At 34.7% G+C, this 26,450-nt stretch carries 25 protein-coding genes and 1 riboswitch; of the genes, 4 read left to right on the top strand and 21 right to left on the bottom strand.

Translation table 11 applies throughout. The features are described from left to right. Nucleotides 1-128: 128 nt before the first annotated feature. Nucleotides 129-1,127 (bottom strand): ABC transporter substrate-binding protein, encoded by a 999-nt coding sequence (locus D4A81_RS04315; protein WP_111525709.1) that lies wholly within the window; start codon nucleotides 1,125-1,127, stop codon nucleotides 129-131. Between the two features lie 76 nt (nucleotides 1,128-1,203). After that, complete coding sequence (locus D4A81_RS04310) at nucleotides 1,204-2,070, bottom strand: patatin-like phospholipase family protein (protein ID WP_111525710.1); 867 nt, start codon at nucleotides 2,068-2,070, stop codon at nucleotides 1,204-1,206. Nucleotides 2,071-2,271: 201 nt separating this feature from the next. Here D4A81_RS04310 and D4A81_RS04305 point away from each other — a divergent pair, with 201 nt between their 5' ends. Together D4A81_RS04305 and D4A81_RS04300 are read left to right on the top strand one after the other, a co-directional pair. Further along, nucleotides 2,272-3,660 carry an ISNCY family transposase gene (locus tag D4A81_RS04305; protein WP_119808257.1) on the top strand — a complete coding sequence of 463 codons (1,389 nt, stop codon included), beginning with the start codon at nucleotides 2,272-2,274 and terminating at the stop codon, nucleotides 3,658-3,660. A 147-nt stretch (nucleotides 3,661-3,807) separates the two neighbouring features. After that, entirely contained in the window at nucleotides 3,808-4,326 is a 519-nt protein-coding gene (locus D4A81_RS04300; protein WP_111525579.1) for a COG2426 family protein, read from the top strand. A gap of 40 nt (nucleotides 4,327-4,366) precedes the next feature. Here the strand turns inward: D4A81_RS04300 and D4A81_RS04295 are convergent, their stop codons facing one another. The 15 genes from D4A81_RS04295 to D4A81_RS04225 all read right to left on the bottom strand — a co-directional run bounded on the left by D4A81_RS04295 (nucleotide 4,367) and on the right by D4A81_RS04225 (nucleotide 18,701). Continuing rightward, a complete protein-coding gene (locus D4A81_RS04295; RefSeq protein ID WP_111525627.1) occupies nucleotides 4,367-5,968 on the bottom strand; it encodes a potassium/proton antiporter in 1,602 nt (533 codons plus the stop codon). Between the two features lie 2 nt (nucleotides 5,969-5,970). Continuing rightward, nucleotides 5,971-6,336, bottom strand: coding sequence for a phosphoribosyl-AMP cyclohydrolase (locus D4A81_RS04290; protein ID WP_111525580.1), 366 nt, complete (start codon nucleotides 6,334-6,336; stop codon nucleotides 5,971-5,973). A 28-nt stretch (nucleotides 6,337-6,364) separates the two neighbouring features. Then, a complete protein-coding gene (locus D4A81_RS04285; protein ID WP_111525581.1) occupies nucleotides 6,365-6,898 on the bottom strand; it encodes a Holliday junction resolvase RecU in 534 nt (177 codons plus the stop codon). Then, a complete protein-coding gene (locus D4A81_RS04280; RefSeq protein ID WP_111525582.1) occupies nucleotides 6,870-7,886 on the bottom strand; it encodes an RluA family pseudouridine synthase in 1,017 nt (338 codons plus the stop codon). Before D4A81_RS04280 ends, D4A81_RS04285 begins: the two co-directional genes overlap by 29 nt. Further along, entirely contained in the window at nucleotides 7,886-8,422 is a 537-nt protein-coding gene (locus tag D4A81_RS04275; RefSeq protein ID WP_111525583.1) for a hypothetical protein, read from the bottom strand. Before D4A81_RS04275 ends, D4A81_RS04280 begins: the two co-directional genes overlap by 1 nt. Continuing rightward, nucleotides 8,419-9,063, bottom strand: a complete 645-nt coding sequence (locus tag D4A81_RS04270; protein WP_111525584.1) for an HAD family hydrolase — start codon at nucleotides 9,061-9,063, stop codon at nucleotides 8,419-8,421. The genes D4A81_RS04275 and D4A81_RS04270 overlap by 4 nt, the downstream gene beginning before the upstream one ends. Before the next feature lie 20 nt (nucleotides 9,064-9,083). Continuing rightward, entirely contained in the window at nucleotides 9,084-9,782 is a 699-nt protein-coding gene (locus D4A81_RS04265) for a pseudouridine synthase (RefSeq protein ID WP_111525585.1), read from the bottom strand. Next, the gene (locus D4A81_RS04260) at nucleotides 9,782-11,182 is read right to left on the bottom strand and encodes an RsmB/NOP family class I SAM-dependent RNA methyltransferase (protein ID WP_111525586.1); all 1,401 of its coding nucleotides are present in this window, start codon (nucleotides 11,180-11,182) and stop codon (nucleotides 9,782-9,784) included. The genes D4A81_RS04265 and D4A81_RS04260 overlap by 1 nt, the downstream gene beginning before the upstream one ends. Nucleotides 11,183-11,247: 65 nt before the next feature. Continuing rightward, a complete protein-coding gene (locus D4A81_RS04255) occupies nucleotides 11,248-11,913 on the bottom strand; it encodes a hypothetical protein (protein ID WP_111525587.1) in 666 nt (221 codons plus the stop codon). After that, nucleotides 11,906-12,409: a pantetheine-phosphate adenylyltransferase gene (gene coaD, locus D4A81_RS04250; RefSeq protein ID WP_111525588.1), complete on the bottom strand. Its 504-nt coding sequence runs from the start codon at nucleotides 12,407-12,409 to the stop codon at nucleotides 11,906-11,908. Before coaD ends, D4A81_RS04255 begins: the two co-directional genes overlap by 8 nt. A gap of 2 nt (nucleotides 12,410-12,411) precedes the next feature. Next, the gene (rsmD, locus tag D4A81_RS04245; RefSeq protein WP_111525589.1) at nucleotides 12,412-12,966 is read right to left on the bottom strand and encodes a 16S rRNA (guanine(966)-N(2))-methyltransferase RsmD; all 555 of its coding nucleotides are present in this window, start codon (nucleotides 12,964-12,966) and stop codon (nucleotides 12,412-12,414) included. Nucleotides 12,967-12,976: 10 nt separating this feature from the next. Continuing rightward, nucleotides 12,977-14,548, bottom strand: coding sequence for a L,D-transpeptidase family protein (locus D4A81_RS04240; protein WP_111525590.1), 1,572 nt, complete (start codon nucleotides 14,546-14,548; stop codon nucleotides 12,977-12,979). Between the two features lie 10 nt (nucleotides 14,549-14,558). Then, nucleotides 14,559-16,610 carry an ATP-dependent DNA helicase RecG gene (gene recG, locus D4A81_RS04235; protein ID WP_111525591.1) on the bottom strand — a complete coding sequence of 684 codons (2,052 nt, stop codon included), beginning with the start codon at nucleotides 16,608-16,610 and terminating at the stop codon, nucleotides 14,559-14,561. A gap of 66 nt (nucleotides 16,611-16,676) precedes the next feature. Continuing rightward, complete coding sequence (locus D4A81_RS04230; protein WP_111525592.1) at nucleotides 16,677-18,329, bottom strand: DAK2 domain-containing protein; 1,653 nt, start codon at nucleotides 18,327-18,329, stop codon at nucleotides 16,677-16,679. 12 nt (nucleotides 18,330-18,341) lie between these two features. Beyond that, entirely contained in the window at nucleotides 18,342-18,701 is a 360-nt protein-coding gene (locus D4A81_RS04225; RefSeq protein WP_111525593.1) for an Asp23/Gls24 family envelope stress response protein, read from the bottom strand. A gap of 242 nt (nucleotides 18,702-18,943) precedes the next feature. Here D4A81_RS04225 and D4A81_RS04220 point away from each other — a divergent pair, with 242 nt between their 5' ends. Next, nucleotides 18,944-19,666 (top strand): AzlC family ABC transporter permease, encoded by a 723-nt coding sequence (locus D4A81_RS04220; RefSeq protein WP_111525594.1) that lies wholly within the window; start codon nucleotides 18,944-18,946, stop codon nucleotides 19,664-19,666. Beyond that, on the top strand, nucleotides 19,659-19,961 hold the full coding sequence (locus D4A81_RS04215; protein ID WP_111525595.1) for an AzlD domain-containing protein: 303 nt from the start codon (nucleotides 19,659-19,661) through the stop codon (nucleotides 19,959-19,961). Before D4A81_RS04220 ends, D4A81_RS04215 begins: the two co-directional genes overlap by 8 nt. A gap of 35 nt (nucleotides 19,962-19,996) precedes the next feature. On the opposite strand, the gene D4A81_RS04210 is transcribed toward D4A81_RS04215, so the two are convergent. The 4 genes from D4A81_RS04210 to D4A81_RS04195 form a co-directional block, all read right to left on the bottom strand. After that, nucleotides 19,997-20,686, bottom strand: coding sequence for a response regulator transcription factor (locus D4A81_RS04210; RefSeq protein WP_111525596.1), 690 nt, complete (start codon nucleotides 20,684-20,686; stop codon nucleotides 19,997-19,999). Between the two features lie 10 nt (nucleotides 20,687-20,696). Then, nucleotides 20,697-21,653: a sensor histidine kinase gene (locus D4A81_RS04205; protein WP_243111799.1), complete on the bottom strand. Its 957-nt coding sequence runs from the start codon at nucleotides 21,651-21,653 to the stop codon at nucleotides 20,697-20,699. Between the two features lie 74 nt (nucleotides 21,654-21,727). After that, nucleotides 21,728-22,912, bottom strand: coding sequence for a methionine adenosyltransferase (gene metK, locus D4A81_RS04200; protein ID WP_111525598.1), 1,185 nt, complete (start codon nucleotides 22,910-22,912; stop codon nucleotides 21,728-21,730). Nucleotides 22,913-23,014: 102 nt separating this feature from the next. Continuing rightward, a riboswitch (SAM riboswitch) is annotated at nucleotides 23,015-23,110 on the bottom strand. Between the two features lie 96 nt (nucleotides 23,111-23,206). Further along, entirely contained in the window at nucleotides 23,207-26,356 is a 3,150-nt protein-coding gene (locus tag D4A81_RS04195) for a type I restriction endonuclease subunit R (protein ID WP_111525599.1), read from the bottom strand. Nucleotides 26,357-26,450 lie beyond the last annotated feature (94 nt).

The following is a 26,450-nucleotide window of genomic DNA, read 5'->3' as shown; positions in this document are numbered from 1 at the left end:
TGTCACTATTTTATAATATATCTAAAATATCTGCAATGTGAAATATATTACCTATAAATAGAAACAGACTAATAAAACCGGCATATACCGGCCTTATTAATCTTTATTTAAAAAGGTTTATGACAAAACTAATCCATTGAAATATTTGATGTATCTATTCCAAGTTCGCTTGCTACCTCTTCGTTTATTGTAAGCTTGCATCTGTCCTTTGGTAAATAAGCTATCGGAATATCTGCCGGAGACTTACCATTTAATATCTCAACCGCCTGCTCTCCTGCAAGTTTTCCAACCTCAAAGTAGTCAATACCATAAGTTGCTAAAGCACCATTCTCTACATGGGCTGCCTCAGCTCCTATTATAGGAATCTTATGTTCAGTAGTTGCAATCATTGCAACAGTTGTCATACCGGCTGCAATAACATTGTCGGTAGGTACATATATAGCATCTACTTTTCCAACCATTGACTCTACCACTGTTTGTATCTCATTTGAACTTGACACTGTGTACTCTACACCATTTAAGCCCTTTTCCTTAAGTGCTTCCATAGCCATATCAGCCTGAAGTTTTGAATTAGCCTCAGCTGTACAATATAGAATACCTATATTCTTTGCTTTGGGTAAAAGCTTTGTCAAAAGTTCAATCTGGTCTGCTACCGGAGTAAGATCTGAACTTCCTGTAACATTTCCACCCGGTGCATCATTGCTCTCAACAAGACCGGAAGCTGCCGGATCTGTAACTGCGGTTATAACTACAGGAATATCTGATGTAACACCTGCCACAGCCTGTGCAGCCGGTGTAGCTATTGCCAAAATCAAATCTTTCTTGTCATTTACAAGCTTATTTGCTATTGTTTGTGCTGCTGATTGCTCCCCACCTGCATTCTGCTGCTCTATAGCTACATCAACGCCTGCCCCATTGAGTGCTGCTACAAATCCCTCGTTTGCCTTGTCAAGTGCCGGATGCTGTACATACTGTAGTATACCTACCTTCTTTGCATTTGCACTTGCCTCTGATGAAGCCTCTGTTTTACTTTCACTACTATTCGCATTATCGGCCTTTGAACCACATGCCATAAGGCTTGTACCAAGCAACATAGCCATTACTATTCCCAAAATTCTTCTTTTCATAATATTTTCCTTCCCAAACAAATTATTATGCAATGGATTATACTATAAGTGAATTATCACGTCAAGACTTTAAACCTTAAAACTTTAAAGTAATAAAGTCTTTTATCTTTTCAATATTTTTCACTCCCTCTTCATAACCCTCATTATATAGACTTTCCAACTTTGCAATGCTTTTTTCAAGTCTTTGTACAGTAACCTTCTTTTGCGGTCTGATTATTAAGAGCTTTCCCTCTTTTTCTAATTCATCCATCTCTTCTTGCATCATATTATATCTTTGAGGCACAGTCATCAGCTTTTCTATAAGATTTGGCAATGGCTCAAAGTACCTTTTGTAGAGTCTTTCATTTATCTTACTTACAGTTTTTTTTCTATAGCCGTCCTCTCTTGTCAGTACTACTATCGCCCTATCATAGCCAAGTTCAAACGCTCTTTTATATGCAATAGATGTTGAAATACCGCCATCCAAATACTTTCTTCCTTCAACATCTATCATTTTTGACATTATCGGTATAGATGCTGAAGCTTTTACAGCTGATATAATATCACTACAAGTATCCCTATCAAAATATTTGCTCTCTCCACTCTTTACATCAGTTGCGACAACCTCATATTTTTGATTTACTTCTTTGAAAGTATCCCAGTCAAAGGGATCAAGATTATTGGATATTTCTTCAAATAAAAAATCAAAATTGAATATCTGTCTGGACTTAAACATAGTTTTATAGCTGATATATCTTTTGTCATGCAAGTATTTAATATTTATCCTTTTTGACCTGCCTGACTGTCTTGAAATATAGTTCATTCCATTCATAGATCCTGCGGAGACTCCGTTTACATACTCTATATACAAATCATTATCCAAAAATGCATCTAAAACTCCGGCAGTAAAAAGTCCTCTAAGAGAACCGCCTTCCAAACATAATGCCCCTTTTAATGTTTCCATAATATACCTCCATATCCTAATATATTATCACCTTGATTGTAATTCCTCAATCTGTTACAATCTAAATTACTATAAAATTATAAGCCATAAATGATAAAGTCCTAGTATACCACAAATAAAAATGTCCCACTTATGGTAGAATACTATTTTATATATTCTAACACTAGGAGGAACTGACTTATCAGAAAGGTTATTTTATCAATGGATGAACAAAGAAAGTATGATGTTATCAAAGGTCTGGTAGATCACCCAGATACAGCCAACAAGGATAGAGCCGCTCTTATCCTAGGATGCACCAAAAGGCATATAAACCGTATGATACAGGGTTATATTAAAGATGGTAAGGCATTCTTTATTCATGGTAACAGAGGCAAAAAGCCGGCTACCACTATCTGCCCTGATATCAGAAGTCAGGTTCTTGATCTATACAGAACTAAATACTACGAAGCTAACTTTGAACACTTTACAGAGCTTCTAAAAAAGCATGAAGGCATAAGTATCTCTTCTTCCTCTGTAATGAGTATTTTGGAGTCAGAGTACATTCTATCCCCAAAGGCTACAAAAGCTAAGCGTAGACGCATTAAGCAAGCTCTCAGAGCTAAGAAGGAAGCTGCAACATCAAAAAGGGAATTATCACAGATACAAGCTAACTTAGTAGCAGTTGAAGATGCTCACAGTCGTCGTCCAAGATGTGCTTATTTTGGTGAATTGCTTCAGATGGATGCTACCCCTTATGAATGGGTGCCGGGACAGATATGGCATCTACATTTGGCTATTGATGATGCCTCAGGTGTTGTCACAGGTGCATGGTTTGATACTCAAGAAACTCTTAATGGATACTACCATGTATTTGAGCAGATTCTTACTGATTATGGTATTCCCTATAAGTTTCTTACTGATAAACGAACTGTATTTACTTACAAGAAAAAAGGTGCCTTATCTGACGACAAAGACACCTATACACAGTTTGCATACGCCTGTAAGCAACTTGGCACACAGCTTGAATCAAGCAGCGTACCACAGGTTAAAGGACGTATAGAACGATTGAATCAGACTTTACAGTCACGCCTGCCTATTGAGTTTAGACTCGCAGGCGTAACCGATATCCATAAAGCCAATGAATTCATTTACCACTACATAAAAGAATTCAATGAGAAGTTCGCACTTCCACTTTATGGTATCAAATCTGTCTTTGAAACGCAACCATCTAAAGAAAAAATAAATCTTACTTTGGCGGTTTTAACTGAGAGAACTGTTGATGCCGGACATGCGATTCAATTCGAGAAGAAATTTTATAAGATGATAGATAATAAAGGATTGCAGACCCATTATCGAAAAGGTACCAAGGTTATGCTTATCAAGGCATTTGATAGGTCTATGTTTGCGTGCGTAAATGACAAAGATATTTATGCACTGGAAGAAATACCGGCTCATGAGCATAAATCTAAGGACTTGGACGCTGACTACAAACAGCCAAAGCCTAGAAAGCCTTATATACCTCCAATGAACCATCCTTGGAGATTGGATGCCTTTAATAAATTCGCACACTCACAGCCACACAGAATTGAAGAAGACATAAAAAGTGCATAATAAAAGCCCCTTTGTGGGGGCTTATAAATTAATTATTTTGGGACATAATCATTTATGCTTGACACTGTTACAATCTAAATTACTATAAAATTAGTAAATTTTAATATTTGATTATAAACATATTGTTTAAATAATGAAAGGTATTTTATGGCTGAAAAATTAGCAAAATCACTTATTAACATGATGGGGGGACTTCTCTCATTAAGTTTTGGAAAGCAACTGATCGTATTTATAATATCAATGCTTCCTATTTTGGAACTTAGAGGCGGACTTATAGCAGCATCTCTACTTGGTCTTCCACCTATTGAAAGCTATCTCATAGCAATCCTAGGAAATATTATACCGGTTCCATTTATATTGCTTTTGATGAACAAGATGTTAAAAGCTATGGAAAAATCAAGATTCAAAATTTTTAACAAAATTCATTCATTTTTGCATAAGAAAATAATGAAAAACAAAGACTCTATAGAAAAGTACGGCTTTTGGGGTCTTGTCCTGTTTGTAGGCATACCTCTTCCCGGCACCGGTGCATGGACCGGTTCTATCATAGCTGCATTTCTTGAGATGGATAGAAAGAAGGCATTCTTTGCTATATTACTTGGAATGTTAATGGCAAGTATTATAATGATGATTATTTCATTCGGTTTGATAAAAAGTATTGTATAAAGCAAAGCGACTATAACCCTTGTGGATTATAGTCGTTTTTTTATATCGGTCCGTTGTTTAAAACTAAAGTATCTCCCTCAAGCAATTCTGTTTCACCATTTGGTATAATAAATTCATCACCTCTTATTATAAGCATTACCAATGCATCCAGCTCCCCTGAAAGCTTTGATAGAGTCGAACCCTTTGAGAGCATCTTCTTAGTTAGGACCAACTCAGTCATATGATAATACTCTTCAAAGTCTATAGATTTTGCAGCAAGTACTATAGTATCACCACATTCCAAAACAGTTTGTCCATTTGGAACTATATCTTCACCTTCTCTTTTTACCAATACGATCAATGTATTTGGTGGTAGATTCAAATCACTAATACTCTTGCCACACCAATCCTGATTTTCACTTACAATTAATTGTATAAACTCTATCGGTATCTCATCTCCACTATAATCTGAGAAGGTCTTCATAACATCATAGCTTGCGTCAATCATATCTATTTTTTTAGCTATAAAAGGAAGCAAACTCCCCTGTAATAGTATTGAGAACAAAACTATGAAAAATACATTATTGAATATATCATAATTCGCATTTGTATTTAATAATGCAGTTATAGCAAAAACTATTGATGAAGCTCCTCTAAATCCTGCCCAGGAAACCAGAAATATCTGATTCCAAGTCGCCTTAAACGGCTTCATAATCAATATTATAGCCAAAGGTCTTACAATAAAAGTAATAAAACATGCTAAGACAAAACCGGTTCCTACTACAAATAAAAGACTTGACGGATTTGATAAAAGTCCAAGCAAAAAGAAAATCAAAATCTGCATTATTCCTGTTATTCCATCAAAAAAAGGTACCAGTTCCTTTTTTCCTCTGATATCGGAATTTCCAAGTATAATACCGGTTATATATACACTCAAATATCCATTACCTCCAAGTACATTGGGTAGAGAATACGATAGCAATGCAACTGCTATCACCAGTACCATAGTAAATCCCGGAGTATGTATAATAAAATGATTTATTATATATCTAAAAAATATTGCAATTATTATACCCAGTGTTACTCCCAAAAAAAGCTGTAAAAAAAGCATTTTTATAATACTTAATGCTGTTACACTTCCGGTAATCATACTTACAGCTATCATAGTTAGCATATATGCAAATGGATCATTACTTCCACTCTCCACTTCAAGGATGGAAGCAGTATTATATTTTAAATTCAAATGTCTATCTCTAAGTATTGAGAATACACTTGCAGCATCTGTAGATGAGATAACTGCACCGATAAGTACACTGTTGATCCAAGAAAATTTCATTACAAAATATGCAAATACAGCCACAAACATAGAAGTAAGTACAACTCCCACACTTGATAGTAGACCTGCCTTTAACAGTACCGGTCTGGCTTCCTTTATATTCGTTCCGAATCCACCATAAAACATTATAAAAATAAGTGCAAACGAACATAATGTTTCTGCCAATCTAAAATCATCAAATCTAATTTTAAATATTCCATCTGAGCCAAATACCATACCAAGAAGAATAAAAGCCAGAAGCATTGGTACTCCTATTTTACTTGATATGAAGTTTAATGCTATACAAAGTAAAATAATACTTGAAACAATCAGTAATGCATAATTCATCATTATACTTCCTCTATTGCATTGTGAAAGCAGCTCTTTAAATCATTATCACACACTCTACCAATCTGATAGACCTTTGCTAAAAGTGCATTTCTATCAAAATTTAAAAATAATTCTCTGATATATTGAAAATTTCCGGCCTTTTTCCCTTTTACAAGTGACCTGTTATGAGACTTTGAAAAATAGGTCAAAAGCCCTGTAGATAAGGTTTTCTCCCATGCATCCTTATTCATATAACCATACATCAAAACTGTATGATCAATAAAATCCTGCACTATGATAGGTAGCAATCCATCGCTGTTCAAATTCAAATCGCTCCATCCAAAATTTGTCTTTCCACTGTAAATTCTTGCATCAGTATGTTTCATTTATGTCCCCTTTCACATCAATTTATAATCACGAATCCTTACTAAGATATAAGCTAAGGCTCTCTAAATAATGTACTATGATATCTCCCTTTTTGGGTATTATATATTCTTCATTAAGCTCATCAAATTTAAAACTTTTTTTACCACCACTATTCATTCTGTCAAAGAACAACTTCAGATCCTTTAGCGGTACATATATTATCTTATCTAAAGATTTAAAAAATATAATCAGAAAAGCAATTCCACCCTGATTTTCAAATTCTTGCATGAATGTAAACTGATGTTCATGCACATTTGCCAAAGAAAAACTTGTACTCGCACATTCCTTAGCGTCAAAGCATACAGGTATACCCTGTATGGCACCAATATAGTCAACTGTTGACTTCTTATCAAAATATGCCAATGTAATATGTCTTGTACTCTTATCAATCTCAATAGGAGTTATAGGTGTCGGTATCTTTTGAATAAGTGCAAGTCCGGCTTCTCTGTACTTTTCATTAGAATAGTTTATGTACTCTTCCAATGTGGAACCTCTAAGACCTCTTGTTTTCCAAGTACCCATCACCTATCACCCTTCTAAAATCGTTATTATATTCCGCCTCAAAACATTTTCCCCTTAACGCCTTAAATGTATCTGTTTCTGAGGAATTATTATTCGGATATACCAGTCTGTATGAATGTAAAAGTTGAGATTTTATACCATATTTTCTTTTAAATTTTTCATTTATTTTTGTATCTCCATATTTGAAGTCTCCTATTATAGGATGGTCTATAGAAGATAAATGTGCCCTTATCTGATGTGTCTTTCCTGTAATCAGCTTGACCAATAACAATGTACAATCCTCAAAATACTCCAAAACTTCATATTCAGTCTGTATAAAATCAGCATCATCAAAGTCCTTATCTTTTATAGTAACTTGATTACTATTTTCATCCTTATAAAGCCAACCCGATATACTTCCTGCTGTCTTTACTCTTCCACTTACCAAAGCCAAATAAAACTTACTGACAGCCTTTGTTTTTATAAGTTCATTATTTACCCTTAACCCCTCTAAAGTTTTTCCACATACCATCAAGCCTGAAGTATTTCTATCCAGTCTGTTACAAATTGACGGCTTGAATGTATTTAATTTCCCTTCATCAAAGTCCAAATACTCCAGTAAAAGATCATTTATAGATACATCTTTAAAACTTGATTTTTGAGACAAAACCCCTGACGGCTTATTCAAGATAATAGTATTTTCATCCTCATATACTATATAGGACTTAAAAGTATCTATGTCTTTTTTATTTTTTTCAGATTTATCTTTTTTAGAATCATATATTATCTTCCCCGAGAGCTTCTTAAAACTCTCATCAGAAAACCAAAGCTTGATACTTGAGTCGATTACTAGTCTTTCCTTACCGTCAGCCTTTTTATCATTCAGTGTTATATTCTTTTTTCTAAGCATTTTGAATATAAATCCGGTATTTGCATTTACAAATATCTTCTCCAAAACTCTATCAAGTCTTTGACCTGCTTCATTTTTACCAACAATTATTTCAATCATTATACTGAAAGGCTTTTTAAGATTGCCCTAATCTCTTCCAAATTTTTATCATCCTGTTTGGTAGCTTGAATAAATTTACTCAACTCATTGAAATTATCACAGACCTTTGCTGTAACATTTATGCCACCTATTTTCATTCTCTCTTTAATAAAATCTTCTGTCTTCTTTTTATTTGCCTTATTTGAAAGCAGTGCAAATATTTTTTCATCTTCGATATATATAATATCTAAGGGCATTACCTGCTCCTTCATAGTAAGAATTATATCAAACAGAAAATGTTTATCTCCCAAAAAGTCTTTTACTCTGTCGTACTCAATAGAGTTATACTTAAATACTACCAAAAATGGTGCTAAAAGATTTGCCATGGGCAGTACCATAAGTATTGAAGACACCAATAGAATCCTTGAAACCTCTACCTTAGTGTTCTTTGAAGCTATAAAGAGTAAAAGAATAATAAAAATAAAGAATCCTATCATTATTCCATTCTTTATTTTAAAATATTTTCTATACCCATACTCCCCTTTTTTCTTTATCATAGCAATTCCCTATAGTCGTCTATATAATAGTCTGACAACTCCTTTTTCTTTTGCCTAACTTCTCTTGAAAAATCATCTTCAATGGCACATACCTTCATTCCTGCCGACTTTCCGGCTTTTATACCTGCCACTACATCCTCAAATACAAGACATTTATGTGGCATAACTCCAAGTTCTTTTGCAGTTTGTAGATAAATATCCGGTGCCGGCTTACCTTTTTTTACTTCATCAGATGTAATAATAGCATCAAAATAATGTCTCATATTTAAAGATCCGAGAACCGCTTCCACCATAGTTCTATTATTACTTGTGGCAATACCCATTGTAATACCTTTTGACTTTAGATGTTCTAAAAATCTTACACAACCGGGCTTTTCCTTCACTTCATACTTATACTTATCAAGTGCCATATTCTCCCAATCCTTACAGATTTCTTCTATACTGTCATCTATATCAAATTTATTTTTGAAATAGACCGCAGTTTCATGAAAACTTATTCCATCTATTTCATTTTTTAAATTGTCATCATATTCTATTCCAAATCTTCCTAAATATTCTCTGTCAATTTCAGGCCACATCCACATAGAGTCTACTAATGTGCCATCCAGATCGAATATACATGCCTCTATATTTTTTATCATATCCTACCTATATCTTTTTATTACTTTAATATTTCCAATTCGTTTTCTGTTAATTTTCTACTCTCTCCCTTTTCAAGCTTTAAATCATCCAATCTCAATCCACCAAAAGCAATTCTTTTTAGATATGTCACCTCAGCTCCCAATGCTTTTACCATTCTCTTTACCTGGTGAAATTTACCCTCATGTATTGTAAGTATTAACTCATTTTCTGATATAATCTCAAGCTTTGCAGGTTTAGATACTTCGCCCTCACCTATATCCAGGCCAATATTTGTCTTTTCTATAGCATTGTCTACAATTTTTCCATCAAAGATTGCATAATAAGTTTTATCCACATGTGAAGCTGGTGAAACCAATCTATGGTTTAGATTTCCATCATTTGTCAGTATTAATATGCCCTCTGTATCCAAATCAAGCCTTCCAACCGGTACTATATTCTTTCTTTTTGAGTCTATAAGTTCCATAACAGTTCTGTGTACATTGTCATTTGTAGCACAAACAAAGCCTGAAGGTTTATATAAAACATATGTCTCAAATTCTTCAACCTCCACAACTTTTTTATCAAAATACAGTATATCTTTTTCACTATTAAGCTTTTCTTCTGATTTTTTTACTATACTTTCATTTATCATTATTCTTCCGGCCTTGACATATTTTTTTATATCCTGACGGCTTCCAAACCCCAATTCTGAGAGAATTTTATCAACTCTGACAATCATTACATCCATCTCCAGCCTTGATAATATTTATTTTTGCAACTTCTTTTATTTTGTTTTACAAAGCCAAGCGAAAAGCCATCCACACATACAAGTCTGATACCATTGTACTCATCATCAGCCTCTATAGTTTCACCTTTTAGATATCTGATTACTCTTTCATCTGTGGCAGTCAGATTAAGTGGATTGTCCCATTCTTCAAACTTTATATTCATTGCAAGTGCCTGAAATGGCTCAAATCTATTCTTTTTGATTTCTCCTAGAAGTAGTCCTGTTCTTATATAGTGCAGACTTTTATCAATCAATGCATCTTTTGGAAGGTAATATGCGTAGTTCTTATTTATAAAGATTCTTTCATAATCCCAATCTCGTTTTATTTTACTTAGAAACTCTACCAATTCCTCTGCCAGTTTTGGTGATTTTTTTTTCTTTTTTGGTTTTTCTTTATTTTCCTCTACAACCCTGTTTTCTTTTTTCAGTCTTGCAACAAAATGCCCCTCACCTTTTATCTTATGTGGAAAAAGTCTTATTGTACCAGGCAGATCTCTTGACTCTTCAAATCCATAATCAGCTTTTATTTTATCTATATAAAATTCTTTATGGATTTCTAAAAATTCCAATAAACTTCCTTCATCCTCTATCTTAGAATAAGTGCATGTAGAATAAACAAGTGTACCACCGGGTTTTAACATTTTTGCAGCCTCATTTAGTATACTGACCTGTAATCCGGTGAAAAATTTTGGTCCTCTGCTAAGATACGCCTTAAAAACTGCACTATCTCTTCTAAACATTCCTTCACCTGAGCATGGGGCATCTACTATTATTTTATCAAAATACTCAATATATATCTTGGATAAATTCTTAGGGTCTTCATTGGTTATAAGAACATTGTCAATTCCACTTACCTCAATATTTTTTTGTAATGCCTTTACTCTGGATGCAGAAAAATCATTTGAAACTAATAGACCTTCACCCTTTAGGTATGATGCCGCCTGTGTGGATTTTCCTCCCGGTGCAGCACAAAGATCTAAAACCTTATCTCCAGGTTTTATTCCTGCCATCATTGCAGGTGTCATAGCCGAAGGTTCCTGTATATAATAAAGTCCTGCAAAATAGTATGGATTCTTAGAAATACTTTTTATCTTATCATCTTCGCTTAATGTTGATGTTGTCAGTACACCCTTTTCTTCTTCAAAATAAAAACCTTCCTCCACCCATGGTATACTTATAAAATCTCTATCCAAAATTTCTTTAAGTCTCTCCGGAGTCAATTTCAGCAAATTTGTTCTTATACCCACATATGGCTTTTCATCTAAAGACCGGATATATGCATCATAATCTTCCTTTAGAAGATCTTTCATAGCAGTTTTATAGCCTATTGGTAAATCCTTTTCCTGTATCATATATACCTCAATATTAAATTAGTTATTACGCAAAAAAGGGCTTGTTGCAAGCAACAGCCCCGAAATTATTCCCCTGTGTTTGGATTTACCGGAACAATACTAACTTCAAGTTCCCTTCTGTTTTTATCTATTTCATCTGTATATGATTGCAATGAATTCACATACTGGTTGAATTTATTTTGGCTGTCACGCATAGTACCTGAAATTATTTCCCTAATACTTTGAAGCAGATCATCCGCATAAGCAATAGACGACTTTCTTATGTTGTTCGCCTCATTTACTGCCTCATATACAATTCTATTAGCTTCCATACTTGCATACTGTTTTATCTTATCAGATTCTTCATATGCTGTTTGCATGATTTGATTCTCATTTACAAGTTGAGATTTCAGCTTATTTGCCTCCGCCATTATGACATCAGACTCTTTTTTTGCACTTAGTATAATAGCATCAGCTCTTCTTTTTGCTTCTTCATTTATCCTGTCAGCCTCAAGCTTAGCATCCATTAAATTCTTTTCTGCCTTGTTTTTAGCTGCCATCATTATATCTTCTTGATTGCTGATTATCTTTTGTGATGCCGCAACTTCTTCAGGTATTTCCTGCCTCAATTCGTCCAATAACGCCTTAAGTTCTTCTTTATTTACTTTTATTATAGAATTGGATAGTGTAGCAGTTTTACAATTATCTACAAACTCCTCTATCTCTGTTATTACCTGTTCAATTCTACTCATGGTCTCTCCTCAAACCTTTTTCAGTCAGTCTTTCCATAATCTTTTCTCTTATCTCTTCTCTTACAAAATGACTGATATCACCATTATATACCGCTATTTCTTTTACAATACTTGAACTTAGATATGAATACTTCAAGTTTGTACTAAGAAAAACAGTCTCTAAATTAGGTGCAATTATTTTATTTGTCTGAGCTAACTGTAATTCATATTCAAAATCAGTTATAACTCTAAGCCCTCTGACCAAAATATTACAATTTTGTTCTTTAGCAAAATCCACCAATAGTCCGTCAAATTCTAAAACCTCAACATTTGGTAAATGTCCTATTACCCCTCTTATCATATCTACTCTCTCAGATGGTGTAAAAAGCGGATCTTTAGTATAGTTGATCAAAACTCCCACAATGACCTTGTCAAACATTTTTGCAGATCTCTCAATAATATCAATGTGTCCGTTAGTAATAGGATCAAAACTCCCCGGATAAATAGCTTTAGCCATAGTCACCCTCGCTTATGTATAAAAATGTGTTTATTAGACTTATACTCTTTGACCTTATCTATATACCAATCCTTTGATAAATGTGTTGTATCAGTCTTAAAATCTTCTTCAATTATAACTAATGTATGCTCATCAATCAATGTGGAATTTATCAAAATCTCCAGACATTTATCCTCAAAGCCCTTTTGATATGGTGGATCAATAAAAACAATATCGAATCTTTTACCAAGATTCTTCAGCTTTTCCAAATTTGCTTCATAGCTTCCCTTTAGAATCGTAGCTCTATCTATCAACTTAGTATGTATAAGATTTTGTCTTATGCATTCTATAGCTTCTCTATCAATATCACAAAAGTAAGCTTCTTTTGCACCCCTACTTAAAGCCTCTATACCTATTCCGCCACTTCCTGCAAATAAATCCAGGAAAGTGGCATCATACAATTCATTTGAAATTATATTGAATAAAGTTTCTTTAATCTTGTCTGTAGTTGGTCTTGTAGAGTCTCCCTTTGGTGTCTTCAATATTAAACTTCCGGCAGTTCCTGAAATAACTCTCATTGCTCACCTATTACTGCCCTATTTCAACAGTAGGTTTATTATCATCTCCTACAACTGTAATAGGTTCTACAGTTTCCTCTACAGTACTTTCGGTACCGGCACCGGTGCTTTCACCTGCAGCTGTTGTCTCTTCCGGAGCCGGTGTAGCAGGTGCTGCCTCTAAATTATAACATAATACCGGGAAGCCTATATCCACATATTCATATAATTGTTTTGCTATGGCAGGAGGTAAATTTATACAACCATGTGAACCTGATGTCCTATATATTTGTCCACCAAATGCACTTCTCCATGGAGCATCATGGAAACCTATACCTCCGTTAAAAGGCATCCAATAGCTTACAGGTGTTGAATATCCCTCACCCTTTAAAGTTGCGTTTCTTGTTTTATATGTAAGTGGAAATGCACCCGGAGGTGTAGTCCAGTTTCTTGAAACATTTCCGGATACGAAATCACTTTCAAGAACTTTAGTTCCATTTTTTATTACAAACAAGTGCTGGGCTGTCAAGTTTAATTCCACATATGAATTACCATAGTCATTACTTCCATGTGATGCCGCTTTCCTTGAAAACTCAGGTTCCCTTGTTGTAGTTTCTCCGGCTTCTATAAGAGATCTGATAGTAGCCTTTTCTTTTTCTTCATCTACCTTCCAGCCATATGTGCCTCCGGTAATAGTAACTGTAGGACCATATGAAGTCTTTAAAGTTTTTGACTTTCCTGAAGTATTATAGGCACTTGCTATAGTCTTTACAAATGATGATATTCCCTCATCTGATATACTAACAGAGCCATCATTATTCACAGTCAACCACTTATGTATAGTGTCACCATTTAATACATTAAGCTTCTCATATGAAATCCTTGCAGATATATACTTATTCAAATTATTGAGTGTAAGATTAAGAGTCGGATCATCTGACCTTTTTGCCGGTCTGATATATATATCATTATCCTCAAAGTCAAGATTTATATCGTTGTTCAAAACCAAGAGCTGACTCTTTATATATTCCTTAGCCTTATCAATATCAAGTGCATTACCCTCTACCTCAGGAATTATAGAATATCCTGAGCCTTGAACAAACTCTGAAATCTTTGCATCTTCAGGTTGAATAAACTTAGTTTCATCCAATGCTCTAAGTTTTGATACCGTGGTTTCAAACTTTTCAGGATCCACTTTAAATGAAGAATTTATCTTCAGATCCTTTTTATCATTCATATTGGTAATCCATGCCATGCTATTTTGTTCTTTTAGCAATTCCTCCAGTGAGGAATCCTCTACAAAGGCCAGACCTACATCTCTACCCTTTATTATTTCAGCATTGTTATCCCTTGACTTTATTGTACTTTCAAAATTGTCTATTTGATCTGACATAACCTGTCTTACTTCTTCTACAGTTTTCTCAGAAGCATCTATACCGTTAATTACTGTATTTGGAAAAAACTTTGTTCTATATGTATTCGCCTTAACTGTATATGCGCCTACAATTACTACAATACCGACCAATACAAAACCAAGGGCGAACTTATTTCCTTTTTTCTCTTTCTTACCTCTTTTTTTAGGTTGTTGTTTATTCTCAGACATACTACTCCTATCAAAGTGCTAACTTTTTATAATGCAAATCCATGTAGTTATTTATTTTTATCTCAAGCTTTTCCATTTCCTCATCTCCCATGTCCCCACACTGTATCATATCTACAGCTTTTTTTGCCATATCAAATATATCATTATCATTGTATATATCTGCAATGCCAAAATCCAGTTCACCGCTTTGTGCCAAACCGAAAAGCTCTCCCGGACCTCGTAAAACCAAATCTCTGGATGCAATATAGAATCCATCATTTGAATTTCCTATTATTTCCAATCTCTTTTTTGCAATATTGGAATTAGAAGTCCTAACAAAGATAGCATATGATTGTAATTCACTTCTGCCGACTCTACCTCGAAGCTGGTGTAAAGTTGCAAGTCCAAACCGTTCAGCATTTTCAATCATAATAACCGTAGCATTTGGTACATCCACACCTACTTCAATAACTGTTGTAGATACTAAGATATCTATCTCCTTATTTAAATACCGAGACATTATATCATCTTTTTCTTTTTGATGCATTCGCCCATGCAACACTTCAACCTTACAATTTTGTGAAAATTTATCTGCAATTTTCTTACCATAGTCTAAGACATTTTCTGCTTCTATATTTTCACTTTCCTCCACCATTGGACATATTATATATGACTGATGTCCTTTTTTTATCTCTAATAATATATGTTTGTAGGCTTTTTCCCTGTCTTCTTCTGTAATTACAGCATTTTTTATAGGAAGTCTTCCCACCGGCTTAGTTTCAATTGTAGAGATATCCAAATCACCGTAAAGTATGATTGCAAGTGTTCTGGGTATTGGAGTCGCAGACATTACAAGTACATGCACATCCTCTCCCTTATCTGAAAGAGTGCTTCTTTGCCTTACTCCAAATCTATGTTGTTCATCTGTCACAACTAATCCAAGTTTTTTAAACTTTACATTTTCCACTAACAGAGCATGTGTACCTATAACAATATCTATTTCTCCTTTTTCTATTTTTTCATAGACAATCAGATGTTCTTTCTTTGTCATAGAACCTGTTAATATTCCTATTTGGGGTGGATTTTCAAGTTTATTTAAAATCTCAGACATTGATTTAAAGTGCTGTTTTGCCAAAACTTCAGTAGGCACCATTACAACACCTTGAAATCCTGATTTTACAGCCAGATATAAGCAAATCAGTGCAACTATTGTTTTTCCCGAGCCTACATCTCCTTGTACTAATCTATTGGTAACTATCCCACTTGACATATCATTTAAAATTTCCTCTATCACATTTTCCTGTGATTTTGTCAAATTAAATGGCAGGACAGCTTTTATTTCTTCCACATATCTGACTTCATTAGATATTATATTTTTTGATTTTATTCTTAGTCTTTTATTTTTAAGAAGATTCATACCATATAAAAATCTAAAAAAATCATCAAAAGCCAATCTCTTTTTTGCCTCAAAAAGTTTTGACTTGTTCTTTGGACTGTGAATATTTCTTATAGCCAATATTCTGCTCTCAAGCAGAAACTTTTCCAAAATACTCTGTGGTAAGTATTCTTCAAAATCCTTATCATCAATATAATCAAAGCTTAGTTTTATAAGCTTTTCCATTGCGTTGTTATTTATACCGGCTGTTAGAGCATATACCGGCTTAAATCCGCCTATTTTCTTTTCATATTCCTCTATTGTATATACAATCGGATGCTCTAATGTGTTTTTACTCCTTTTTGAAAATCTTCCTACAAAGACATAGCTTTCGCCCTGCTTTAAGGTAGCCCTCAAATAAGGTGAATTGTACCATATCACATCTATTACATCTATATAGTCGGTTAACTTCGTTGTTGCTATTTTCTTATTGCTTCCGGTAAGAGATATATTCTTGCTTATTGTAGCCTTTATGACTATCTCTTCGTCCCTATTTACCTCTGCAATTTTTGTGGGTGGCTTGTACTCTAAGTATCTTATCGGATAGTGTTTTAGAAGTTGCCTGATAGTACCTATACCTAATTTATCCAAATATTCTGCTGTTTTTGCTCCCACACCCTTCATATTTTTTACAGATATATCTATCAAGCGACCTCCTTACAAAGTTTTAACTAGCTCATCAAATCTACGATTTGACAAGCTAGTTACACTCACTTACTCTACAGATATGAAATAATAGTAAACCGGCTGTCCACCATTATGTAGTTCAAACTCTACATTCTGATACTTACTAACCAATTCATCACATAACTTGTTTGCATCTTCTTCGCTTACATCAGCACCATAATAAAGACTTACCAATTCGCTTGTTTCATCAACCATGTTTGATAATGCCTTATCTACTGCTCCATCTATGCTCTTATCTACTCCTATTATTCCATCATCCCCCAATGCCATGACATCATTTTCATGTATTTCAACATCATCTATAGTAGTATTTCTTACAGCATATGTAATCTGTGCTGATTTTACATTTGCAATCTCTTCCTTAGCGCTTTCTGTATTTTCATCAACACTTCTTTCCTCAGACAGACTTATCATTGCAGTAATACCCTGCGGTATAGTCTTTGTAGGTATTACTACCACCTTTTTGTTTTCTACTATCTTTGATGCCTGTTCAGCCGCCAATATAATATTCTTATTATTTGGCAATATATATATAGTTTCTGCATTCAGATTGTCAATAGCATTTAAGATATCCTCTGTACTTGGATTCATGGTCTGACCGCCTTCTACCACTACATCCACACCTATATCCTTAAAAATAGATGTGAGTCCACTTCCTGCACTTACGCTTATAACTCCCATCTTCTTTTTCTCGTTCTGAGTCTCAAGTATTTTATCAACTCCCTTGATAACTCTTTCTCTATGCTCTTCACGCATATTGTCAATCTTTAGATTTGTCAGCTCACCAAAGGTCAAACCTTTTTGTATAGCAAGACCCGGATCATTTGTATGAACATGCACCTTCACAACTTCATCATCAGATACACATACCAAAGAATCCCCTATTGATGTCAAAAATCCCTTGAACTCTTCTTCATCCTTATTTGTAAATTCCTTGTTTAAATTTATTATGAATTCTGTGCAATATCCAAACTTAATATCTGCAGTGTCAATATCCTCTCTTGCAGCAGTGCTTACACTTTCAGACTTACTTGAGAGCACCACATCACCAAGTTCTATAACATTTCCCTTAAGTCCTTCAAGTATACCATGAAGTATAACCATAAGACCCTGACCACCTGAGTCGACTACTCCGGCTTTCTTTAGTACCGGTAGCATTTCAGGGGTTTTTTGCAAAGTATCATCACCATATGCCAATACTGCTTCCAAAAAACTTATAACATCATCATGTTGATCATGTATCTCAAGTGCTTTTTCTCCCATAGCCCTTGCTACTGTAAGTATTGTACCTTCTTTAGGCTTCATTACTGCCTTATATGCAGTCTCACTTGCCTTATCAAAAGCGAGTGCCAACTCAAATACATCTATAGCCGGAGCTTCTTTTAAAATTTTTGCAGCACCTCTAAAAAGCTGTGACAATATAACACCTGAGTTTCCCCTCGCACCACGTAATGAACCTTGTGCTATAGCCTTACACATAGTAGCAATATCATTGCTCTCTTCCGCTGCTAAACTCTTTGCCGCTGACATTATGGTCATTGTCATATTTGTACCGGTATCACCATCAGGAACCGGGAATACATTCAGTTCGTTTATCCACTCCTTTTTAGCCTCTAAGCTTTTTGCTCCGGTTATAAAAGCACTTCTTAGTGATTGTGCATCAATCTGCTCTAGATTCACAAAAAATCCTCCTTAGTCTATGATTCGTACACCTTCTACGAATATATTTATTTTCTTTACTTCCATTCCAGTGAATTTTTCTGCCTTATATTCAATAGTTTCTATCAGATTTTGAGTTATCGCACTGATACTTAGACCATATGCAACTATGATATGAAAATCTAAGATCAACTTATTATCCTCTATCTTTACATTGATACCCTTTGTTAGACTGTCTCTCTTTAAAAGTCTTGCGATACCATCTGTAACAGAAACTGCTGCCATACCCACTATACCAAAGCATTCAACTGCCTGCATTCCTACATAGAATGCAATAACATCCGGATTTATGCTTATCTGACCAAGATTTGTATTGATTTGACCTTTGTTCATATAACCCTCCAATCATTTATCGTCCAAAGACTTTATACTTAACTATGAAATAATAAATACTTTTCGTAGTTTATAAATATATTTTACTATGTCCTAAATCTGTCATTTTTTGTTCACAACATATCTAAGATACTTAATCATAACATTTTTTTATAATAAAGACAATTCTATTGTAGACATCTGGTTGAATTTTAACTTTTGTAGTACAATAATACCATTATCTTTTTCTTGAAAGGACATTTATGGAATATAGATTTAACAAAAATAAAGATATTTTCTTTCTTGGTGTTAGAGATGGTATACCCATAGCTTTAGGATACTTTGCAGTATCCTTTTCACTTGGTATTATGGCTACCAAATCAGGATTATCTCCATTCCAGGGACTTATCGCAAGTTTTCTAAATAATGCCTCAGCTGGAGAATATGCAGGATTTTCAATGATAGCCATTTCTTCATCATATATGGAAATAGCCATCATTACTCTTATAGCTAATGCCAGATATCTTTTGATGAGCATTGCAATGAGTCAAAGAATACGAAAGGATACCCCACTTCACCACATCTTTATAATGGCACATATGCTTACAGATGAAGTTTTCGCTGTGTCTATTGCAAGACCGGGAGATATAAATCCGTACTATACCTTCGGTGTAATGCTTTCTGCCTCACCTGCCTGGACTTTTGGTACATTCTTTGGCGCTATAGCCGGAAATATATTACCTCTACGTTTAGTTTCTGCTTTCAGTGTTGCACTTTATGGAATGTTTATTGCAATAATCATACCCGCTGCCAAAACCGATAGGATAATACTTTCGCTTGTTATTACAAGCTTTACTCTCAGTTATATTTTTTCTTTTGAATTTTTCCATATATCTGAGGGGATAAAGACCATCATTTTAACAATTATAATATCTGCCTTTGGAGCAATATTCTTCCCCTTAAAGAACGGAGCCACCAATGAATAAATGGACCTATATTTTTATTATGTTTACAGTTACCTATATGATAAGGCTTTTACCCCTTACACTTATACGAAAAAAATTAAAAAACACATTCATAAGATCATTTTTATACTATGTCCCATATGTGACTCTCTCTGTAATGACATTTCCTGCCATATTGAATGCTACTATGTCCAAAACATCAGCAATGATTAGCTTTATTATTGGAATTATAGCAGCATGGTTTGGAGCAAATCTCTTCAAAGTGGCACTGCTATGCTGTACCTTGGTATTTTTTATAGAATATTTTATAGTATAAAATAGGGACTGACATTTGTGCCGGCCCCTTTATTCTTATCCTTTAAATCTATATCCCACTCCCCAGATAGTTTCTATAAATTGAGGTTTGGAGCTATTCAGTTCTATTTTTTCTCTGATATTTTTGATATGAACGGTAACTGTCGATATATCTCCCATTGACTCAAGTCCCCAGACTTCCTTAAAAAGATCTTCTTTTGAATACACCTTGTTTGGGTGTTTAGCAAGAAAATATAATATATCAAATTCTTTGGCAGTCAATGTCTTTTCATTGCCATATCCCCAAACCCTTCTGGAGCTTGCATCAATCCTCAAATCTCTAATTTCAATAATATCCTTATCTGAAGATGACACTCCAACAAGCCTGTCATATCTTCCAATATGTGCTTTTACTCTTGCCACAAGCTCACTTGGAGAAAATGGCTTTGTCATATAATCATCTGCTCCCAGTCCAAGGCCTCTTATCTTGTCAATATCATTCTTTTTTGCACTGACTATAATAATAGGTATCTCTCTCATCGCCCTTATCTGCTTACATATTTCATATCCGTCCACTCCGGGCAACATCAAATCCAGCAATACCAGCTCATAATCTTCACTCAATGCTTTTTCAAGTCCTTCTTTTCCATCAGTTGAAATATCAACCTCAAAGCCGGATATTTCTAAATAATCCCTTTCCAGCTCAGCTATGCTGACTTCATCTTCTATTATAAGAACTTTGCCCATTTTATATCTCCTACTTCTTTAGCTCTATGCTTATCTGTGTTCCAATGCCAGACTTTGACTTAGCTACAACCCTACCATCATGATTTTCTATTACCTTTTTTACAATAGACAGACCTATTCCACTACCTCCAAGCTTTGTATTCCTTGATACATCGCTTCTATAGAATCTATCAAATATATGTGGTAGATCTTTTTCATCTATACCTCTGCCATTATCAGAGATTTCAATATATATAGCATCAATGCTTTCTCTTACTCTAAAATGAATTTTAGGGTTTTCCTTATCCATATATTTCACAGCATTGGATACTATATTGTTCAAAGCCCGCTTTATTTGCTCCTTATTCATATATATATAAGTTTCGGAACCTATATTTTCTATATATACAAACTTTATTTTTATTGTTTCTAATTCCAGGTACAAATCCTTTACATATTCTTGAAAAAATTCTTTTACATTTATTTTTGCAAAGTTGTAAGATACATGTGTTTCTGCAACCTGTGAATAGTAAAGTAATTCATCAATCAATAATGTCATATCGTTTGTCTTATTATATATTGTATTCAGATAATCTTTTGTCTTTTGAGGTGATGAAGCAACACCATCAAGTATTCCCTCCACATAACCTCTTATAGCCGTAAGTGGTGTCTTTAAATCATGGGATATATTACTTACCAACTCTCTTGCAGTATCATCAGAAAGTCTTTTTTCCTCTTCATTTTCCTTCAATTTAATTCTCATTCTTTCAAAATCATGGTATAAAAAAGGAATTTCAGAAAAATCTTTTTCGTCTAATTTATATTCCAGGTCTCCGTCTGCTATCTTCTTAGTAGCAATCTGTAATTTATCAAGTGGAATAAGTATTCTTTTATAAATCCAAATCCACATCACAACCGCTACTATATCTATTACAGTTACAAGGATTGTAAACCAAATGCCTATATTACCTGTAGTATCATAATTCATACTATATATAAGGAGTATGGACGGTATAATTATTATAAGGCAAAATACAGAAAATAAACCGGAGCTGACTTTCATTAAATTGCCTTCTTCAGCTCTTCCACCTTATCAAGTCTCTCCCATGGTAGATCCAAATCATCTCTTCCAAAATGTCCATATGCTGCTGTTTGCTTGAATATAGGTTTTTTAAGATCCAGCATTTTTATAATTGCAGTAGGTCTAAGGTCAAAATGCTTTCTTATAAGTTCAACTATATCATTGTCGCTTATTACGCCTGTTCCAAATGTATCTACTGAAATAGATGTAGGATGTGCCACACCTATAGCATAGGATAACTGTATTTCACATTTCTTTGCAAGTCCTGCTGCCACTATATTCTTTGCCACATATCTTGCCGCATAAGCTGCCGATCTGTCTACCTTTGTACTGTCCTTACCTGAGAAAGCACCGCCGCCATGTCTTGCATAACCGCCATATGTATCTACTATTATCTTTCTACCTGTAAGTCCGGAATCTCCATGTGGTCCACCTATAACAAATCTTCCGGTAGGATTTATAAAATACTTTGTATGCTCATCCACCATATCATGCGGTATGATCTCATCAAATACATATTTCTTTATATCTTTATGTATTTGTTCCTGTGTAACATCATCATCATGCTGTGTAGAAAGAACAACTGTATCTATTCTTACAGGCTTTCCATCCTCGTCATACTCTACTGTAACCTGTGTCTTTCCATCAGGTCTTAAATAGCCTAAAGTTCCGTCCTTTCTTATCTGTGTAAGTCTTTTTGCAAGATTATGTGCAAGATATATTGGATATGGCATAAACTCTTTTGTTTCATCTGTAGCATATCCAAACATAAGTCCCTGGTCACCTGCACCATTATCCTCATCCTCTTTATCAATATGCTCTCTTACCTCTAATGCCTTGTCAACACCCATTGCTATATCACTTGACTGCTCATCAAGTGCTACAAGCACACTACAAGTATCACAGTCAAAGCCAAACTTTGCTCTGTCATAACCTATCTCTCTAACTGTTTCTCTGACTATCTTTTGGATATCTACAGTAGCTTTTGATGTAATTTCTCCCATAACAAGTACCATTCCGGTAGTTGTAGCTGTCTCACAAGCCACTCTTGAATCCGGGTCTACACTTAAATATGCATCCAATATTGCATCTGAAATTTGATCACACATCTTATCAGGATGTCCTTCAGTAACTGATTCTGAAGTAAAAAGTCTTCTTTCTTTCATTTTTCTCCTATTCTTTTACACTTATATATGAACCTTAGAATATAAACCATATTGTAAAAGCTAATATCTAAAAAAGCCCACCAAATGGTGGACTAAGGTTTCCACTCATTGCTCGATTTCTCGCTCAGGTTGGCACCTTCCTAAAAGGGGTTGCCGTGACATCACAGATCCTTAACTCTCCGTCACTCTTAATAAGTGTATATGTATATACCCATCAGGGTAAATTTATTTTGTTGCAACCATAGTATAGCATTTTCGTATAGTTATGTAAATATTTAATTTTGATACTACAATTTATGTATTATATTTCACACCTTCTTCAGCAACCATTTGCAGATCTTCTTCTGTATTAGCATTATATCTATAGATATTTTGTTTATCTTCAAAGCTGTTATTGTCGGTCCAAAGCTCACACTGTGTCATAACGGTTTGAACAGCATCTTCCATTCCCTCAGGTGGATATTTGTGTTTTTTCAAAAGCTTTTTGATAAGCATACGCATTTTTGCTCTTGCAGATTCTCGCTTCTGCCAGTCAATCGTCTTATTTTTTCTAAGCGTTTCCGTCAACTCTTTTGTTATTGCAATCAACTCTTCATTTTCATAAAAATCTTTAATTGCCTGTGGCTTTGTCAATGCATCATAAAATGCAAGCTCATCAGCATTAAGCCCAAGTTTATTACCCTCTTTTTGGTCTGCTGCAATCTGTTTTGCAAGTTTTAGCATCTCCTCTATGACCTCTTCATTTGTCAGCATGCCGTTAAGATAAGAATTGATAGCCCTTTGCATAATATCGCTGAATTTCTCTGACTTAACCACATTCGTTCTACGATAAACAGAGACCTGCTCTGATATCAACTTCTTTAGTAGTTCTACCGCAAGATTTTTCTCTTTCATATTAGCTACTTCCTGAAGAAACTTCGGATCAAACAAAGAAAACTCCTCTTTAATATCTGAGAACAGATTTATCACACCATCACTTTTAATACTTTGCTTAAGAAGTTCATTTATTCTCGCATTCATTTCAGGCAATGAAATCTTTTTTCCTACACCTGTAACAGTAAGCCTGATAACAAGCACTCTGACCGCCTCAAAGAAAGCCGCTTCAAATCTACTTTCTTCATCAACCAAGGATGAACAAAGTGATAATGCCTGATGAAGCATAAGAGCTTCCTTTACAAAGGAGTCCTTATCATCAACCTTTTCTCTCCCAATAATAAAATTCACAGCACCACTGATAGCCTTTGCTCTTTCAAGATCTGTACCGTTTCGAAATTTAGAATAATCATATCCATAAAATTTATCACGGCACACTGCTAGCTTCTCCATAAACTTAGGATATGCTACCTTTGCTACATCAGTATCCCCATAATTCTTTTTATCCCTGGATGTATAGTCATTCATCGCCTGTTTCAATGCGGTAGCAATACCTACATAGTCAACAACCAATCCGCCTTCCTTATCACGGAAAACACGGTTTACACGTGCAATCGCCTGCATCAAATTGTGTCCTGCCATAGGCTTATATACATACATAGTAGCAAGAGAAGGTACATCAAATCCTGTCAGCCACATATCAACAACAATGGCAATCTTCATAGGGCTGTTGTTATCTTTGAACTTCTTTGCAAGCTCATCCCTATGATGCTTGTTTCCGATAATCTGTCTCCATTCCTCCGGATCATTATTTCCGGATGTCATAACAACTCCTACCTTCTCAGTCCAGTCAGGGTATAGTTCCAGAATCCGCTTATAAATCTTCATAGCAATAGGACGTGAATATGCTACAATCATAGCCTTTCCTGTAAGCAGATTCTCTCGATTATTTCCATAATGTTCAAGGATATCACAGACAAGTGAATTTATTGTATTGTCATTTCCAAGCACCGCTTCCATCTGACCAAGTTCTCGCTTGCTTTTTTCAATAACTTCATTGTCGGCATTAAGCGCCATCAAATCATATTCAGCGTCAATCTTATCCAATATCTCTTGATCCAGATTTAACTTTATAACACGGCTCTCATAATACACCGGTCTTGTTGCACCGTCTTCAACAGCCTGTGTCATATCATATATATCTATATAATCACCAAAAACCTCACGAGTACTTCTGTCTTTAGAAGAAATAGGTGTACCTGTAAATCCTATATACGTAGCATTAGGCAGCGAATTACGAATAATTCTTGCTGTGCCGATAACTCGCTTTGCCTCTTCCTTACCGGCATCGTTCTTTACAATCTTAATTTTCTCTGCAAGTCCATACTGACCCCTATGTGCCTCATCTGCCATAACTATAATATTATTACGTTCAGAAAGCGGCTCATAAGACTCCTCAAATTTCTGCATGGTAGTAAAGATAATACCATTTGCCTGTCTTCCGGCAAGCAAAGTTTTTAAATTTTCCCTACTTTCTGCCTGCATAGGATCTTGTCTCAAAAAGTCTTTACACTTTGCAAACTGTCCATAGAGTTGATCATCCAAGTCATTTCTGTCAGTGAGTACAACAATAGTAGGACTATCCAATGCTTCCTGTAATAAATGAGCATAGAATACCATTGAGAGAGATTTTCCACTTCCTTGCGTATGCCAAAAAACACCGCCTTTTCCGTCAGTTATAGTAGCCTTTTTTGTTGACTCAACAGCTTTTCTTACAGCAAAATATTGATGGTATCCTGCCAGAATTTTAAAACTATTTATACCCTCATTCGAAAAACATATAAAATTCTTTATAATATCAAGTAATCTTTCTTTTTGAAATATCCCCTCAAAGAAAGTATCAAATTGTGCATACTGTGTGTTTTCATAGTCTCCATCTTTGGTTTTCCATTCCATAAAACGGTCTTCACCTGAGGTGATAGTTCCTGCTTTAGAAGTCAACTGATCACTCATAACACATATGGCATTATAGACAAACATAGATGGAATTTCTTGCATGTAGTTACGTAGCTGTCTATATGCTTCTGAAGCATTGGTTTCTTCACGTGACGGAGACTTAAGCTCAACCAATACGACCGGCAGACCGTTCAAAAACAGAATAATGTCCGGACGTTTGTTACTGTTCTCAATAAAAGTCCACTGATTAGCGATTATAAATGAGTTGTTTTCTACATTTTTATAATCAACAAGGTATACAATTACAGAGCGATCTTCCCCATCTGCAAAATATCTCACAGATATACCGTTTTGTAGATAGTCCATAAAAGTAGCATTTTTTTGAACCAACTCACCGTTTTCGATATTTTTTAGTTTATATATTGCTTCCAAAATAGCATCTTCAGGTAAATCCCTGTTCAAATAGCGCAGTGAATCCATCAAAACATCCTCATATAACGGACTGTAGAAATCTCTTTCAATATCCGGACCATATATATACTCATATTCCAAGGTGTTTTGAAATAATTCAATTATTGAGTTTTCGTAGTCAGCTTCGGTATATACTCCAGACATAAAACTCTCCTTTATTTCATAATATTTAAAACAATAATTGAGCAAGTCACAGACTTGCGATGCTTATTGACCGCAGGTCAATAAGATGGTTTAC

The sequence above is a fragment of the Lachnoanaerobaculum umeaense genome, assembly GCF_003589745.1.
GTDB lineage: Bacteria > Bacillota > Clostridia > Lachnospirales > Lachnospiraceae > Lachnoanaerobaculum > Lachnoanaerobaculum umeaense.
Note: the sequence above shows the minus strand (reverse complement) of the source record. Positions and strands in the feature narration are given on the sequence as shown.

Coding starts and splice junctions, on each gene's coding strand:
- D4A81_RS04300 (WP_111525579.1), top strand. CDS start 3,808: ATGGCTGAAAAATTAGCAAAATCACTTATTAACATGATGGGGGGACTT.
- D4A81_RS04255 (WP_111525587.1), bottom strand. CDS start 11,913: ATGAGTAGAATTGAACAGGTAATAACAGAGATAGAGGAGTTTGTAGAT.
- D4A81_RS04280 (WP_111525582.1), bottom strand. CDS start 7,886: ATGATTGAAATAATTGTTGGTAAAAATGAAGCAGGTCAAAGACTTGAT.
- D4A81_RS04290 (WP_111525580.1), bottom strand. CDS start 6,336: ATGAAACATACTGATGCAAGAATTTACAGTGGAAAGACAAATTTTGGA.
- D4A81_RS04295 (WP_111525627.1), bottom strand. CDS start 5,968: ATGAATTATGCATTACTGATTGTTTCAAGTATTATTTTACTTTGTATA.
- coaD (WP_111525588.1), bottom strand. CDS start 12,409: ATGGCTAAAGCTATTTATCCGGGGAGTTTTGATCCTATTACTAACGGA.
- D4A81_RS04210 (WP_111525596.1), bottom strand. CDS start 20,686: ATGGGCAAAGTTCTTATAATAGAAGATGAAGTCAGCATAGCTGAGCTG.
- D4A81_RS04315 (WP_111525709.1), bottom strand. CDS start 1,127: ATGAAAAGAAGAATTTTGGGAATAGTAATGGCTATGTTGCTTGGTACA.
- D4A81_RS04205 (WP_243111799.1), bottom strand. CDS start 21,653: ATGAATTATGATACTACAGGTAATATAGGCATTTGGTTTACAATCCTT.
- D4A81_RS04285 (WP_111525581.1), bottom strand. CDS start 6,898: ATGGGTACTTGGAAAACAAGAGGTCTTAGAGGTTCCACATTGGAAGAG.
- D4A81_RS04260 (WP_111525586.1), bottom strand. CDS start 11,182: ATGATACAGGAAAAGGATTTACCAATAGGCTATAAAACTGCTATGAAA.
- D4A81_RS04270 (WP_111525584.1), bottom strand. CDS start 9,063: ATGATAAAAAATATAGAGGCATGTATATTCGATCTGGATGGCACATTA.
- metK (WP_111525598.1), bottom strand. CDS start 22,912: ATGAAAGAAAGAAGACTTTTTACTTCAGAATCAGTTACTGAAGGACAT.
- D4A81_RS04305 (WP_119808257.1), top strand. CDS start 2,272: ATGGATGAACAAAGAAAGTATGATGTTATCAAAGGTCTGGTAGATCAC.
- D4A81_RS04310 (WP_111525710.1), bottom strand. CDS start 2,070: ATGGAAACATTAAAAGGGGCATTATGTTTGGAAGGCGGTTCTCTTAGA.
- D4A81_RS04220 (WP_111525594.1), top strand. CDS start 18,944: ATGGAATATAGATTTAACAAAAATAAAGATATTTTCTTTCTTGGTGTT.
- D4A81_RS04195 (WP_111525599.1), bottom strand. CDS start 26,356: ATGTCTGGAGTATATACCGAAGCTGACTACGAAAACTCAATAATTGAA.
- D4A81_RS04265 (WP_111525585.1), bottom strand. CDS start 9,782: ATGATTGTCAGAGTTGATAAAATTCTCTCAGAATTGGGGTTTGGAAGC.
- D4A81_RS04225 (WP_111525593.1), bottom strand. CDS start 18,701: ATGAACAAAGGTCAAATCAATACAAATCTTGGTCAGATAAGCATAAAT.
- D4A81_RS04240 (WP_111525590.1), bottom strand. CDS start 14,548: ATGTCTGAGAATAAACAACAACCTAAAAAAAGAGGTAAGAAAGAGAAA.
- D4A81_RS04275 (WP_111525583.1), bottom strand. CDS start 8,422: ATGATAAAGAAAAAAGGGGAGTATGGGTATAGAAAATATTTTAAAATA.
- D4A81_RS04215 (WP_111525595.1), top strand. CDS start 19,659: ATGAATAAATGGACCTATATTTTTATTATGTTTACAGTTACCTATATG.
- rsmD (WP_111525589.1), bottom strand. CDS start 12,966: ATGAGAGTTATTTCAGGAACTGCCGGAAGTTTAATATTGAAGACACCA.